The 14993-nt window shown below is 40.4% G+C and carries 13 protein-coding genes and 1 pseudogene; 6 read left to right on the plus strand and 8 right to left on the minus strand.

Features of this window, described 5'->3' with window-relative positions; all coding sequences use genetic code 11:
• From E0409_RS14420 to aceR, 5 genes and pseudogenes are all read right to left on the minus strand, one after another.
• Positions 1 to 122, minus strand: a pseudogene (locus tag E0409_RS14420) (IS982 family transposase); the annotation flags it as partial.
• Between the two features lie 95 nt (positions 123 to 217).
• Entirely contained in the window at positions 218 to 1390 is a 1173-nt protein-coding gene (locus E0409_RS14425; protein ID WP_131291960.1) for a benzoate/H(+) symporter BenE family transporter, read from the minus strand.
• Positions 1391 to 1526: 136 nt separating this feature from the next.
• Entirely contained in the window at positions 1527 to 2177 is a 651-nt protein-coding gene (leuE, locus tag E0409_RS14430) for a leucine efflux protein LeuE (RefSeq protein ID WP_131291962.1), read from the minus strand.
• Positions 2178 to 2260: 83 nt separating this feature from the next.
• A complete protein-coding gene (gene tal / locus E0409_RS14435; RefSeq protein ID WP_131291964.1) occupies positions 2261 to 3250 on the minus strand; it encodes a transaldolase in 990 nt (329 codons plus the stop codon).
• Between the two features lie 85 nt (positions 3251 to 3335).
• On the minus strand, positions 3336 to 4226 hold the full coding sequence (gene aceR, locus E0409_RS14440; protein ID WP_131291966.1) for an HTH-type transcriptional regulator AceR: 891 nt from the start codon (positions 4224 to 4226) through the stop codon (positions 3336 to 3338).
• 84 nt (positions 4227 to 4310) lie between these two features.
• Here aceR and aceI point away from each other — a divergent pair, with 84 nt between their 5' ends.
• Complete coding sequence (gene aceI, locus E0409_RS14445; protein ID WP_131291968.1) at positions 4311 to 4751, plus strand: chlorhexidine efflux PACE transporter AceI; 441 nt, start codon at positions 4311 to 4313, stop codon at positions 4749 to 4751.
• 106 nt (positions 4752 to 4857) lie between these two features.
• Here the strand turns inward: aceI and E0409_RS14450 are convergent, their stop codons facing one another.
• A complete protein-coding gene (locus tag E0409_RS14450) occupies positions 4858 to 6375 on the minus strand; it encodes an acetyl-CoA C-acetyltransferase (protein WP_131291970.1) in 1518 nt (505 codons plus the stop codon).
• A 241-nt stretch (positions 6376 to 6616) separates the two neighbouring features.
• Between E0409_RS14450 and E0409_RS14455 the strand changes: the two genes are divergently transcribed.
• From E0409_RS14455 to dnaX, 5 genes are all read left to right on the plus strand, one after another.
• A complete protein-coding gene (locus tag E0409_RS14455; RefSeq protein WP_131291972.1) occupies positions 6617 to 8008 on the plus strand; it encodes a 3-oxoacyl-ACP reductase in 1392 nt (463 codons plus the stop codon).
• Positions 8009 to 8179: 171 nt separating this feature from the next.
• On the plus strand, positions 8180 to 9034 hold the full coding sequence (locus tag E0409_RS14460; RefSeq protein ID WP_131291974.1) for a MaoC family dehydratase: 855 nt from the start codon (positions 8180 to 8182) through the stop codon (positions 9032 to 9034).
• Between the two features lie 86 nt (positions 9035 to 9120).
• The gene (locus tag E0409_RS14465; RefSeq protein WP_131291976.1) at positions 9121 to 10371 is read left to right on the plus strand and encodes a serine hydrolase domain-containing protein; all 1251 of its coding nucleotides are present in this window, start codon (positions 9121 to 9123) and stop codon (positions 10369 to 10371) included.
• A 103-nt stretch (positions 10372 to 10474) separates the two neighbouring features.
• Positions 10475 to 10936: a copper resistance protein NlpE N-terminal domain-containing protein gene (locus E0409_RS14470; RefSeq protein WP_131291978.1), complete on the plus strand. Its 462-nt coding sequence runs from the start codon at positions 10475 to 10477 to the stop codon at positions 10934 to 10936.
• A gap of 134 nt (positions 10937 to 11070) precedes the next feature.
• On the plus strand, positions 11071 to 13164 hold the full coding sequence (dnaX, locus tag E0409_RS14475) for a DNA polymerase III subunit gamma/tau (RefSeq protein ID WP_131291980.1): 2094 nt from the start codon (positions 11071 to 11073) through the stop codon (positions 13162 to 13164).
• 2 nt (positions 13165 to 13166) lie between these two features.
• On the opposite strand, the gene E0409_RS14480 is transcribed toward dnaX, so the two are convergent.
• Positions 13167 to 13604: an acyl-CoA thioesterase gene (locus E0409_RS14480; RefSeq protein WP_131291982.1), complete on the minus strand. Its 438-nt coding sequence runs from the start codon at positions 13602 to 13604 to the stop codon at positions 13167 to 13169.
• Between the two features lie 187 nt (positions 13605 to 13791).
• Entirely contained in the window at positions 13792 to 14952 is a 1161-nt protein-coding gene (locus tag E0409_RS14485; protein WP_131291984.1) for an iron-containing alcohol dehydrogenase, read from the minus strand.
• Between the last annotated feature and the right edge of the window lie 41 nt (positions 14953 to 14993).

Genomic DNA, 14993 nt, shown 5'->3' on the forward strand with positions numbered 1-14993 from the left:
GATAAGGTTGCTAATCGAATTCGTTTACGCTTATTTTCCTGCTTGAGAAATTGCCAATAGATCGGTTCAAATTTCTTAAAAAAATCATCAATGGCACAGAAGATTTCTGTAAAATCAGACATGGTGGTTAGAGTCTTTGGTTTGTGTAGTAACTTTCTAAATGGCTCTAACCATCTTTTTTTCAAGCGGTTTTCTTATCCGTAATTCGGGTTATATATTATCTCAAGATTCTAAACTTCAAAATGATAGACACCGCAAAACCAAATAATAATCCCCAAAATGCTGAACCAATGCCAAAGAATTGTATTCCTGAAGCGCTGAACAAGAAGGTCATTAAAGCGGCTTCTCGTTCAGGGACATCTTGAAAGGCGATGGCGATGTTATGACTGATGGTGCCAAATAAAGCAATTCCTGCAAGGGCCACAATAAAAATAGGTGGAAAAGACATCAGTAAACTGGTTAAGGTTGCCGCGAAAACACCCATCACAATATAAAAAAAGCCACAGCTCATTCCTGCAATATAACGTTTTTGAGGATCAGGATGCACTTGATCATCTAAACTGACTGCAGCACTAATGGCAGCAATATTAACGCTGTAGCAACCAAAAGGGGCAAGTAGCGTTTGAGTAACCCCGGTCCAGCCAATAAGCTGATTTACATGAGGTTGATAACCATAGCTTTTAATCATGGCAATTCCAGGCAAATATTGCGATGCCATATTAATCACAAATAAAGGCAGGGCTAAACCTAAAATAGCTGACCAGCTAAACTCAGGTGTGATCCATACAGGCTTCGCTAAGCTCCATTGTAAAACTGGAGTATGAAACTCCATAAACATTGGACAAAGGGCCAGTCCGGCGATTACCGTAATCACGATGCTATAACGAGGTGACAGTCGTTTAGATAGTATGTAAACGGCTAAAAGTGAAAGAATAAATCCCCAATTATTTTGCATGCTAGCAAAAAGTGCGATGCCAAATTTGAGTAATACACCGGCAAGCATGGCACTGGTTAAGCTTTGGGGAATATAAGACAAAACTTTCTGAAAGATACCTGAAAAACCTAAAATAGCGGTGAGTAGCCCACTAATGAAAAATGCACCAATCGCTTCGTATAAGCTATAGCCGCTACCCGTTGCTAAAATGAGTGCAAGCCCAGCAGTAGACCAAGAGGTTGCAACAGGATATTTAAATTTCCACGATAAAATTAAACCCGAGAGTCCAATCCCCAAACCTAAGGCCCAAAACCAGGAGGTGATTTGCTCTGGAGTAGCACCTAATATTTGTGCAGCTTGAATGACTAAAACTGCAGAAACACTAATGCCAATCAGAAAGGTAATGAAACCTGCAAATACAGCAGGAATAGAAAAGTCTTTGAGAAAATTTTGCATAAATCCTTTGCGGTGATTATTTTATAATACTTGAAAAGCGTAATAATCATACGCCTTTCATTTTTAAGCGCAAAGGCATAATCGAAATAATATATCGCGTATTTATGGGCTTGAATTATTTAAGCAAGCCTAAAATTTACAGGGTAGAAGTCGCAAGTTTAATCCCGAAACCACAGAATAAAAGACCGACAGCCGCTACACATGATGCCGTCACTTTATAGCGCTGGGTAAAGTAAGTCGCCAGTTTCACCCCTGAAAAAATCAGGATGGTTAAATAACTCATACTAATGATTTGTAATACCAGCGCAAGCGCAGCAAAGGTAATTGCAGGATAGGGATAAGCAGGATCTACAAATTGTACGAAGAAGGATAAATAAAACAGAATCGCTTTAGGATTTAAAATGCTAATGGTTAATGCTGTTTTAAAAGGATGAAGTTGCTCAATATTTTTTTCAACTGTAGCGATTTCTTTTTGTGAGTGTGCGGAATTCCAGGTGTGATAAGCTGCTATGAGCAATTTTATCCCTAAATAACTCAGATAAAGTGCACCAATAATTTTCAGTAAGGTAAATAACCAGGGGAAAGCATGCAGTAAGGAAGCTGCACCAAGCGCAGTGAGTAAAATTAAAACAATGTCACCGGTATAAACACCGAATGCACTTTTATAACCGGCTTTAATGCCAAAACGTGAAGCGATGGACATCACGTATAAGGAATTGGGTCCAGGCAATAACACAATTAGGGTTGTACCAATAATATAGGTGGTAAGATCGGTGATGCCGAACACAATAAATACACTCTCAAACGATCAAAAAAGCCGACCTGTTCACTATAACAAAATCGGCTTTTTGATGGTGCAATATTGATATTTTAAGCTTGTATTTCAGCATCTAAGCCAAAAGATTGGCGAAGTAATGTACTTAATTGCTCGCGGGCCTTAATAAAGCCATCAATCCCACTTTGTAAAAGTTGCGAAGACATTAAGTCATGTTCAATTTGCTCTTTAAATGTTTCCTTGGTTAAAGGTGTAACGATACGCTGGCAATGGGCTTGTGCATGATTGTCTGAAAGCTGAGGAGCGACTTCACGTTGATCTTGTTCAAGCTCTGCCAAAAGGTTTGGCGATACTGTCAATAAGTCACAACCCGCCAATCCTAGGACTTGGTCAATACTGCGGAAACTTGCACCCATAATTTCCGTTTTGATACAGTGTTGTTTGTAGAAATGATAAATTTGCTTCACTGAAAGTACACCCGGATCTTTATCAATAGGGTAGTGATCTACATTTTCAGCTTTCTTGTACCAATCTAAAATACGACCGACAAATGGTGAGATCAGGGTCACATTGGCATCAGCACAGGCTTGAGCCTGATGCAAACCAAACAACAGTGTCAGATTACAGTGAATGCCTTCTGCCTCTAATGCTTTGGCTGCCTGAATACCTTCCCAAGTGGAAGCGATTTTAATCAGGATACGATTTTGATCGATACCATAATTTTTATACAAAGCCAGTAATTCTTTGGCTTTGGCAATCGTGGCATCGGTATCGTAAGAAAGGGCAGCATCGACTTCAGTCGAAACACGACCTTCGATCAGCTTAAGAATTTCAACCCCGAATTTAACCGTCAGGATGTCAATGGTACGTTCAACTAAAAGATCGTCGCTATAACCTTCAGACTTGGCTTGTTCAAATGCATCTTCAATCAGTTGCTTATTTTCAGGCAGATTTGCGGCAGCGGTAATGAGTGAAGGATTGGTTGTTGCATCCAAGGGACGGAATTTTTGAATAGCGGAAAGGTCGCTACTGTCGGCAACAATCGTTGTGAGGTTTTTTAATTGGTTTAAGGCTGATTGAGTCATTGGTCTAGTTCTTAAAGTTATTTCCCTATATTTGTTATATCACAATCTGCTTTTAACCCAAGTAAAAAGCATGTATAAGGCCTGTCTATTTTGTGTTTTTTCGCGAATTTCTGATGTGATTAATCAAAAAACGAGCAGCTGCCCCCAGTTGACTTTCTCGACTCCAGACCAAATCAACAAAATATTCAAATTTAGGACTGAAATCTAAAAAGTTAAGAATTTTAAGTTGCTGCTTAATATGTGGATTTTGATTTAACATTTCCAAAGGTAAAACGCCCCAGCCCAAACCCTGTATAATCATGGAACAAGCAGACAGATTATTGTCTGTACGCCAATATTTTTTTGAAAATAACAATTCAGGCTTAATGGTACGGTCACGACTCGCCACCACAATTTGTCGGTTTTGCAAAATTTGCTCATAGCTAACTTGTTCAAATGCAGCTAAAGGCGAATCAATTGCAGCGACCGGCACCAAGGCTTCACGTTTGAGTTCGACAAACTGCTCACGACTTTCCAATTGTTCACGTTCAAACATCAGTGCCAATTGAGCCGTCTGATTGAGCAGCATTTTTAATGCATCCTCTTGCGGTGCTGAGAAAATATTGATTTGCAGTTCGGGGAATTGCTTTTCGATCAGTGAAATATATTCGGTCCAATGTGTGTGTAACAGTTCGGATACCACCACAATATTTAAACTTGATTCCAAGCCTTCACTTAAGGCAAAAGCATGTTGTTTCCACTGATTGATTTCGATTAAGAGTTGTTCGGTTTTTTCATACAAGGTCAGCGCTTGTGGGGTTGGAACAGGCTCACGTCCAACACGATGGAACAGCGATAAATTTAGATCAATTTCCAGATTGGCAATCGACATACTCACCGCAGAAGGGACTTTCCCCAGTTTTCTCGCGGCAGCGGAAAATGAACCGCTTTCAATCACAGTCTTAAAAATAATCAGTTGTTCTTGGTTAATATTCATCTATCAAAACTTTTGAAAGAATCTAATTCAATTAATCAATAATATCAAAATAAAATGCCTTCACCCCAATGAATGAGTATTGAAATGTTGATTTCCAAAAGAAGGATTGTCCATGCGCTGAGTTATGAGATCATCCTGTTGGTCATCATTGCGATTGCTTTAAGCTTTATTTTTGATATGCCGATGGAAGTGACTGGAACACTCGGTGTTGTGATGGCGGTAACTTCAGTATTCTGGAATATAACCTTTAACCATTTCTTTGAAAAGTTTGAAGCCAAGTATCATTTAAAAAGAACGGTGGGTGTGCGTATTCTGCATGCGATCGGTTTTGAAGGTGGTTTGATGTTAGCCACGATTCCAATGGTTGCTTATGCTATGGAGATGAGCATTGAGCAGGCCATTCTGCTCGATTTGAGTATGACCCTGTGTATTTTGGTTTATACCTTTATTTTTCAATGGTGTTATGACGCTATTGAAAATCATTTAAGGTTTAATCCGACTCATCAGCAATTAAAGGAAAATTAATTATTGCGATATAAGTGAATAATTTTGTTATTAACATAAATGGCGAATTAAAAAGCCCTCGAAAGTTAAACTTCCGAGGGCTTTTGTTTAGAAAGAAGTAGCTGGCTTATTTTTCAATAATCGCTGTTACACCTTGACCACCCGCAGCACAGATCGAAACAAGCACACGACCTGAACCTTTCTGGTTAATCAGTTTTGCCGCAGTCGCGATAAGACGACCGCCAGTTGCAGCAAATGGGTGACCGGCTGCTAAAGATGAACCTTTAACATTCAGTTTAGAACGGTCAATTGAACCGAGTGGTGCATCTAGACCCAGACGTTCTTTACAGAATTTTGGATCTTCCCAAGCTTTCAAAGTAGAAAGGACTTGCGATGCAAATGCTTCATGGATTTCATAGTAGTCGAAGTCTTGAAGTGTAATACCTGCACGTTCAAGCATACGTGGAACCGCATAAGCCGGCGCCATCAATAAGCCTTCTTTTTTCTCAACGAAATCTACCGCAGCAGTTTCCTGGAATGTCAGGTAAGCAAGAACTTCGTGCCCATTTTCTTTCGCCCATTCTTCAGAAGCTAATAGTACACATGATGCACCGTCAGTAAGCGGTGTTGAATTACCCGCAGTCATGGTACGCGCATCGCCTTTACCAAATGCTGGTTTAAGTTTTGCCAGTTTTTCTGCAGTTGAATCAGGACGCAAGTTGTTGTCACGTTCTAGACCTAAAAATGGGGTGATCAAGTCATCGAAGAAACCTTCTTCGTAGGCAGCCGCCATTTTTTGGTGTGAAGATGCAGCAAGTTCGTCTTGTGCTTCACGAGAAATACCCCATTCAAGTGCAGTAATCGCTTGATGGTCACCCATAGAAAGATCGGTACGTGGCTCACCATTTTTAGGTGCATCCATTAAATCTTTCAGGTTGATTTTAGTTAACGCTTTTAAACGGTCTTTCGCGGTTTTCGCAATGTTCAGTTCTAGTAATGCTTTACGTAAACCATCACCGAATGAGATTGGTGCATCAGAAGTGGTATCTACACCACCAGCAACACCGACTTCAATTTGACCCAAGGCAATTTTGTTTGCAACAAGGAAAGCAGCTTGTAAACCTGTACCACAGGCTTGCTGAATATCGTAAGCAGGTGTTTCTGGAGCAAGTTCAGTGTTTAACACACATTCACGAGTCATGTTAAAGTCACGACTGTGTTTTAAAACAGCACCTGCAACCACTTCGCCTAGGCGTTGACCTTGCAGGTTGAAACGTTCAACCAGACCATTCAATACTGCGGTAAACATGTCTGAGTTAGAAGCAGTGAAATAAGCGCCGTTTGAACGAGCGAAAGGAATACGGTTACCACCGATAATAGCAACGCGGCGAACAGTGTTTTGACTCATGGATTTATCCTGTTGAACAGCGGTTTGAATTGTAGATTCAGATTTTTTTGTAGTGGAAGCAGTACTTTTACTACGCGGCGACGTTGAACGAGGTCGAGTTGTCTTGATTGTATTGCTTGCTGACTTTGTGGCAGTGCCAGAACTTTTAGTTGTACGCGCGGGACTTTTTGATGTATTTGACACAGTTTCCGTAGCAGAATTTTCAACTGTTGGATTTTCTTGAGTTGTGTTGCTCATAAGGCTTTTCCAAGCATTTTACGGTATTCTTGGTGTGTACATTAACATAATTTAAAAACAGCTGAATTGACTGCAATGACATTACACAAAGCATTCAGGTCAAGACATCCATTGTTTAACTCAAGTATGATTCCATGGAAACTGATGGATGTATTGAAATATAAGACTCTAGACATCATATTGAAGTTAAAAGGATATCTTTAAATCCATCAAAAATTAATTTGTATGAGAGATAATAAACATGACTGACCAATACCAAACATTCGCAAAATCTCCTATTGGTAAATTTGTCATAAAAAATTTAGGTTTGCCATCACCGATTTCTTTAGATCGTTTTGAGTCGGCAACCCCGGTGGTTAAGGGGGCAGTTTTATTTGGTGCTGCGCCATCTTCAACTTTATCGGGTTCAATTGCGCAACTTCTTGCAAATATTCATGCCAACAGCTATGCAGGTAACAATACTGAATTACAACAAGTAGCTGCAAAAACAGGTTTAAGCCTGAGTGCATTTAATGAAGGTGACAAAGAATCTAAGTTTAAAGCAGTGGTTTTTGATGCATCGGGTATTCAAAATTCTGAACAACTCAAAGAACTCTATAACTTTTTTAATCCGATTGCACGTCAAATCCAGACGTCTGGTCGTGTTGTAGTTGTCGGCATCACCCCTGAAACTGCAAAAACAGTAAAACAAGCCATTGCACAACGTGCACTTGAAGGTTTTGTGAAATCTGTCGGTAAAGAATTCAAGAAAGGTATTGCGGCTCAACTGGTTTATGTCGATGAAGGTGCTGAAGCAAATCTTGAATCTACAGTTCGTTTTGTATTGTCTCCACGTTCTGCTTATGTGTCAGGTCAGGTGATCCGTGTTTCTAAAGCAGATGTTGTAGATATCGACTGGGCAAAACCACTTGCGGGTAAAACAGCCGTTGTCACAGGTGCGAGCCGTGGGATCGGTGAAGCGATTGCACATGTATTGTCACGTGATGGCGCGCATGTGATTTGCCTGGACGTTCCGCAACAACAGGCGGACCTTGATCGTGTTGCTGGTGAAATTGGTGGTTCGACTTTAGCCATTGATATTACAGCAAGCGACGCAGGTGAAAAAATCAAAGCTGCAGCTGCTGCTCAAGGTGGTCTGGATATTATCGTGCATAACGCAGGGATTACCCGTGACAAAACTTTGGCAAACATGAAGCCTGAGTTATGGGATCTGGTAATTAACATTAACTTATCTGCAATTGAGCGTGTCAATGATTACCTTCTTGAAAATGATGGCTTCAATACAAATGGTCGTATTGTGTGTGTATCTTCTATCTCAGGTATCGCAGGTAATTTAGGTCAAACCAACTATGCAGCATCTAAAGCAGGTGTCATTGGTGTAGTTAAATTTACTGCGCCATTATTGAAAAATGGGGTAACCATTAACGCTGTTGCACCTGGTTTCATCGAAACGCAAATGACTGCTGCAATTCCATTTGCCATTCGTGAAGCAGGCCGTCGTATGAACTCGATGAGCCAAGGTGGTTTACCGGTGGATGTTGCTGAAACCATTGCATTATTTGCATCTTCTGCTTCAACAGGTTTAAATGGCAACGTGGTCCGTGTATGTGGCCAAAGCTTGTTGGGTGCTTAATAATCCCCCTAAATCCCCCTTTTTCAAAGAGGGGACTTCTCCTCCCTTTTTAAAGGGAGGTCGGGAGGGATTAATTGATCTGGAGAGATTATTTATTTTAAAAACCCTCTCTCTAACTCTCTCCCTAAAAGGGAGAGAGGACTTCTCAAAAGAATTTAATAAAGGTTCAGTATGAATACTCGCCATTTTAGTCAACTTCCAAAACCTTATTTAGCCTATCCGAAAGTGATTCAAGGCTTGATTTTTAAAAAGCCGAAGGGTGAAAAAGTGCTACCGCAAGTTGAATATGTGGTGGATTCATTCAAGGTTGATCAAAAACATCTCAAAGCTTACAACGAAGTCTGTGGCTTTAAAAATAACGGTTATATTCCTGCAATTTATTTAGCGGTGCTGTCTCAAAGCCTGCAAATGCACATGATGACCAGCGAGGCTTTCCCATTTGCGATTTTAGGCTTGGTGCATATTCGTAACCAGATTAAGCAAACTCGTAAAGTTGGAGTAAATGAACAGCTAACTTTGTCTTGCAAGTTTGGTGAATTGCAGTCACATGACAAAGGCATTCAATTTGACTTTATCACCACTGCAAAAGTAGGTAATGAAGTGGTAATGGAAGGTACAACCACTTATCTGGCGCGCCAAAAAACCAATGGCAAAGTTGCAGCGAAAGCGGCTGAATCAAAATCACCTGCGTATGAAATGCAAGCAGAATGGAATGTATCGGAAAATACCGGTCGCCGTTATGCTTTGACTTCGGGTGATTTTAACCTGATCCATATTCATGCCATTACCGCAAAAGCCTTTGGTTTTAAACAGGCCATTGCCCACGGCATGTGGAGTAAAGCCAAAGCTCTTGCAAGCTTGACGCTTCCAGACAGCTATGAAGCTGATGTATGGTTTAAGTTGCCGATGTATTTACCTTCCAAAGTTGAGTTTTTAACTGCCAATAAAGGTAAAGATATCGAATTCCTGATTCGAAATAGCAAGAATCAAAAACCGCATGTCTCGGGTAGCATTAAAGCATTATAAGACCAAAGCCTAAGTCGCTGCTGATTTAGGCTTTTTTGTTTTAAGCTCTGGAGAGCTAATAACTGGTTTAGGGAAAGCACAGTTTAATGAACAAAATAAAACAATATATCTTCGCCAATACAGAAAATTATCAAGGCACAGTGGATAAGCGCTTTAAAGACCTCGCCAAACAATTTAGCCGGATGCAGGATGCACGTGCTGAACAAGGTGGGGCAGCTTTAGTGGTGTATTTTCAAGGGCAGAAAGTCGTTGATATTTACACAGGTAAAAAATCAGAAACTGAAAACTGGCGATCCGATACCCTGTCAGTGTGTTACTCAACGGGCAAAGGGGTACTTTCGACACTGGCTCATATTTTAGTGAGCGAAGGTTTCTTGGATTACGACACGCCAGTTGCACAGTATTGGCCTGAATTTGCACAGAATGGTAAACAGCAAATTACTTTAAGACATATCCTGAGCCATCAAAGTGGTTTATATGACATTCGTAATCATATTGCTGATGCATCGGAAATGGCTGACTGGAATCATATGCTGGATGTCATTGCAAAAGCCAAACCACGTTTTGAAATAGGTATAGATGCAGCTTATCAACCCTTAACTTTTGGCTGGCAAGTAGGGGGAGTATTAGAAAAAGCCACTGGAAAAAATTTATCGGATTTAATGCAACAGTATCTTGTACAGCCACTGCAATTAGATGGTGCATACTTTGGCGTTACAGAATCTGAGTTGGCTCGGGTTGCAAGACCATTGGCAAAATTAAAAACAGAACCAAAGCCTGCATTGCAAGCAACACCGAAACCAAAGAAAGCTTCAGTCTTCGATAAGGCAATTGAATGGTCAGGGCAGAACCCTCAAGATTTTCAAGATGCCATGATTCCCAGAGGGATGAAGAAATTTAGTTTCTTTAGTGATGAAGGGTTAAAAGCGGTGATTCCCGCTGCAAATGGAGTTTTCACCGCGAATAGTCTAGCGAAAATTTATGCCATGCTGGCGAATGCTGGTGAATGGAACGGTCAGCAATTGATTCGCCCTGAGATCTTTAAAAATTTAAGTACAGTTCAATATACCCAGCGTGACCGTATTATGCCCTTACCAATGCATTGGCGTTTGGGCTATCACCGGGTTTTAACTTTAGGGAAATCATCAACAGGTTTCGGGCATATGGGTTTTAATGGTTCTGGCGCATGGTGTGACCCTGAGCGTAATCTAAGTTTCGCCTATACCCATAATTTTGCTACAGGTTCGATCACGGGTGATTATCGTCTGTGGGGTTTAACCCAAGAAACCTTACGTTGTGCAGATGCGGCATTAAAAGGGCGTAAGGGCTGGTTTTAAACGACATCTCATTTGGAAATGTAAATACATATTCTGAAGGCATAAATTCGGTAAAAAGTGTGATATTTTCCCCACACCAAAATCTCTACATTGTGTTCTCCTGATGAAAAAGCCGCTTCTTATTCCCTTAATTGCTTCTTCTGTTTTGTTGGGCTGTCAGGATTCTAAGCAAACGAGTAGTGAAAATAACAAGCAGGCAGACACTGTTGCAGAGCAGAAAGTCATGGTTGCGAAATGGGTCGGGAAATATCAAGGCACGACGCCGTGTATGAGTTGTATTTCACGTTGTGAGGAATGTCCCGGCATGGCTGTAGATTTAGTGCTCAATCAGGACAAAACCTATATTTTAAAACGTGAAAGTTTAAGTGGTCATAATGAGATCGAAACCATTAAAGGTAATTTCCGATTTAGCAATAGCGAACAGACCCAACTGGAATTAATGCAGGTCAAAACCCGCAATTTAATCTATGTCGATTTAGATCAGCAACTGCTTGAAATTCTGGAAGATCAAACAGGGAATATTTATAACGCGGAAGATGATTTTATTTTAGAAAAGAAGGTTTAGTCCATTTCTTTAAGTTATTGCAAAATCGAAAAAATAGTTCTACTTATCTCACATTTGATTGAATGCTTTTGCAGATTGTTCATTCACTCTTCGTCAAAAAAACAGTATGCTTAGACCTGTAAAAAGGAGCATACATGTATCAAGTACTTGCGCGTAAATATCGTCCACGTAATTTTAATGAACTGGTTGGACAAAACCATGTGTCACGAGCACTGACCAGTGCCTTGGAACGTGGTCGTTTACACCATGCGTATTTATTTACCGGCACACGTGGCGTAGGTAAAACGACGATTGCACGTATTTTGGCAAAGTGCTTGAACTGTGAAACTGGGGTGACCTCTACACCGTGTGAAGTATGTCCAACCTGTAAAGCAGTCAATGAAGGTCGTTTTATCGATTTAATCGAAATCGATGCTGCCTCACGTACTAAAGTTGAAGATACACGTGAACTACTGGATAACGTTCCGTATGCGCCAACCCAAGGTCGTTTTAAGGTTTACCTGATCGATGAAGTACATATGCTGTCTACGCATTCATTTAATGCGCTGCTGAAAACACTGGAAGAACCGCCAGAACACGTCAAATTCCTTTTTGCAACGACCGATCCACAAAAGCTTCCAATTACCGTCATTTCTCGTTGTTTGCAATTTACCTTGCGTCCGCTTGCTGTGGATGAAATTACTGAACACCTGACGCATATTTTAAATCAGGAACATATTCAGGCAGAACAAGACGCAATCTGGCAAATTGCTGAATCTGCACAAGGTTCAGTACGCGATGCATTGTCTTTAACCGATCAGGCGATTGCTTATGGTCAAGGTGAAATTCAGCATCAGGATGTCAAAGAGATGTTGGGCTTGATTGACCGAACCATTATTTATGATCTGGTTTTAGCCATCCATCAAAATCAAAAGCAGCGTGTTAGTGAATTGTTGATGCAATTCAGACAACAGGCTTTAGATGTTTCGCTGGTTTTAGACCAGTTGATTTCTACTCTGCATGAATTGGCTTTACTGCAATATTTGCCAGATTTAAGCCTGAAATATAGTGCTGAAATTAATAAAAAAATCATGCAATTGTCGCAACTGATTTCAGCACAAGATTTACAGTTATATTATCAGGTGGCGTGTAAAGGCCGTGCCGATTTGCAACTTGCCGTAACCCAAGAACAGGGCTTTGAAATGTGCGTGTTACGCTTACTCGCGTTCCGTCCATTACAACCGAATGAAGTTTTGGTCTCGGCACCACAGTCGGTTCAGCAACAAGCGCCACAAGTCGTTGTTCAAGCAGCTGTCCAAAATGCACAACCACAAGTTGAAGAATATCAAGCACCCGTTGCTGAAATTCAATCTGTAGTAAGTATGCAGATTCAAGAACCATCTTCGGATGATTTCTTGGATGAACCGATGCTTGAAGTTACAGAACTAAATTCAACAGTAAGCTCAGATCAAATAGTCTTTGATCCGGCTTCGGAAGATGCATTGTTTGATTTAGATGAATCGAATGATGATATCAATGCTGTAACAAATAGCGCTGATCAAGAAGAAGCAAGCAGTGATGATTTCTTATTTGATGAAATTGCACCGTTAAATGATGGGTTAGAAGCTGAAACGGTAAAACCACAAGATGACCTTGCTATAGCTGCTCAAGAAGATGATTTATTCTTAAGCCAAGAACAGATGCCGATTGAGTCAGTATCTGAAGTTGCAACAGTCAAGGTTGTCGATGAGCCGATTCTTGAATTAGAACAACCGAGTTTTGAAGAAAAGCGAGTTGCGGTTGAAACTGTATCCGCTCAAAATTCAGGGTTAATGCCACAAGATATTTTAAGACTAACGCCTCAACAGCTTGAAGGTGATTGGACCGTAGAGAAGTGGGAATACTGGTTTAGAAATAGCACTTTAACGCCTGCTGTGCAGGAATTGGCACAACAAGGGGTAATGACCGGTCAGATTGATGGTGAATCGTTATTTCATATTCCACCGCAATATGAACAGTTGTTAAATCAATTACAACATGCCTTAGAGCAAGCATTAAAAAATGAATGGCCCAATACGCATTTTCAGGTCAAATATGCTGAAGTTGAAACAACCACGCCGTATAGCATGCAAAATCAACGTAAAGAAAAGGCCTATACACGTGCTTCAGAGCTACTGCATGCAGAAGCAGCAGTGAAGGATCTTCTGCAAAACTTTGATGCTGAAATACAGAATATTCAACTCAAATAAGTTTATTTGTTTACACAGTATTGAGATAAAGCATCCCGCATTTCGATTGGAATCGGGGTGCTTTTTCGTGTCTGGCGATCCACAAAGACATGTACGAAATGACCTTGTGCAGAGGCGACATCATGGAACGGTTTAAAGATCGCTAGATCGTATTGTACGGATGAATTGCCAAGTTTGGAAATCACCACGCCAACCTCAATAATTTCAGGATAAGAAAGTTCTTGAAAAAAACAGCAGGCTGAATCGACCACCAATCCAATCACTGGCGAATATCGAATATCAAAGTTTGCTTTTTCAATCAGTAAGGCATTGGCTGCAGTATCAAAATAACTGTAATAGGTGACATTGTTGACGTGACCATAGATATCATTATCTGACCAGCGCGTTTGAATGGGTAAGAAGTATGAAAAATCAGTGCGTTGTTTTGGTATTTGCTTCATTGTGATTTTATTTTCTAGAGGTCATTTATGTTCCGTTGTACTGTTAAAAATAAATGAATGCAAGCGGGTAAAAGTAAGGTCATCTACAGGCGAGTAAATGACCTTACGATATGGTTTTTTATTGATACGTTTTTTTATTGCAATAAAAAATCATTTAAAAATGGTTTGAAGATCAACAAAAAACAAATTATGCATAAATAGCTTCATAAATTTGTCGGGCATCCTGCAACTGGAGTTCACGCGGATTATTTTGTAAAAGTCTGGTTTGCAACATGGCATCATTGGCCAATTGCTCAAGCTTATTTTCCGGAACATTTAAATCTTTCAGTTTTAAAATCAAACCGCTTTTATCGAGATGATTTTGCATATGATCAATAAATAAATCGCATAAACCATCGGTACTGCCGGTACTTTTGGGATCCAACCAGCACATCAATTCAGAATAGAGTTGCTTTGCCTTGGGTGCATTAAATTTTAAAACTTCGGTTAAGACCAAGGCATTGCTATGACCATGTGAAATATGAAAATGCCCACCTAAGGGATAAGCCAGTGCATGTACCGCAGCAACTGGAGAATTGGCAAAAGCTTGACCGGCAAGCATTGAGCCGACCAACATATTTTGACGTGCTTCTAAATTCTGTCCATCCGCCAAGACTAAGCTTAAGTTTTTATTGAGTAATCTCAGCGCCTGTTTTGCCAGCATATCTGCATAAGGATTCTTTTTTATTTTTGAGGTATAGGCTTCAATGGCATGCACCATCGCATCTACGCCTGTTGCCGCAGTAATGTGAGCTGGCAAATTTTGGGTAAAAGTTGCATCTAAAATGGCTACGTCAGCAAATAAAACCGGAGAGACAATTCCAGTTTTTGTGGTTTCACCTGTGGTGACAATAGAAATTGGTGTTACTTCAGAACCGGTACCTGCCGTAGTGGGAACTAAAAATAAGGGCAATCGCGGTTGTTTTGCATTATTGACACCGTATAAATCTTGCAAGGTTTGCTGCTGCTCTGGATGGGCAAGAACCGCAATGACTTTAGCTACATCTAGGGAACTTCCTCCACCGAAACCCAGAATAATATCGACTTTTTCATTTTTGGCGAATTGAACCGCATCTAGAACAATATGTTCAGGCGGGTCAGCCTGAACGCTAGAATAAATCACATAATCAAGATGAATAGTTTCCAGTATTTCAATAAGAGGTAAATGCAATTGTTGTTGAATCATTCCAGCATCGGTGACCAATAATAGTTTTTTATGGGGCTGCTGTTGCAACAATTGCTTTAACTCATAGATCGAGCCGAGCCCTGAAATAATATTCGAGACGGTCTGGAATTGAAAATGGCTCATCTATAGCATCCTTTTTGATATCAAATTCAAGATTATTGTTT

This window comes from Acinetobacter sp. ANC 4862, from assembly GCF_004336635.1.
Classification (GTDB): Bacteria; Pseudomonadota; Gammaproteobacteria; order Pseudomonadales; family Moraxellaceae; genus Acinetobacter.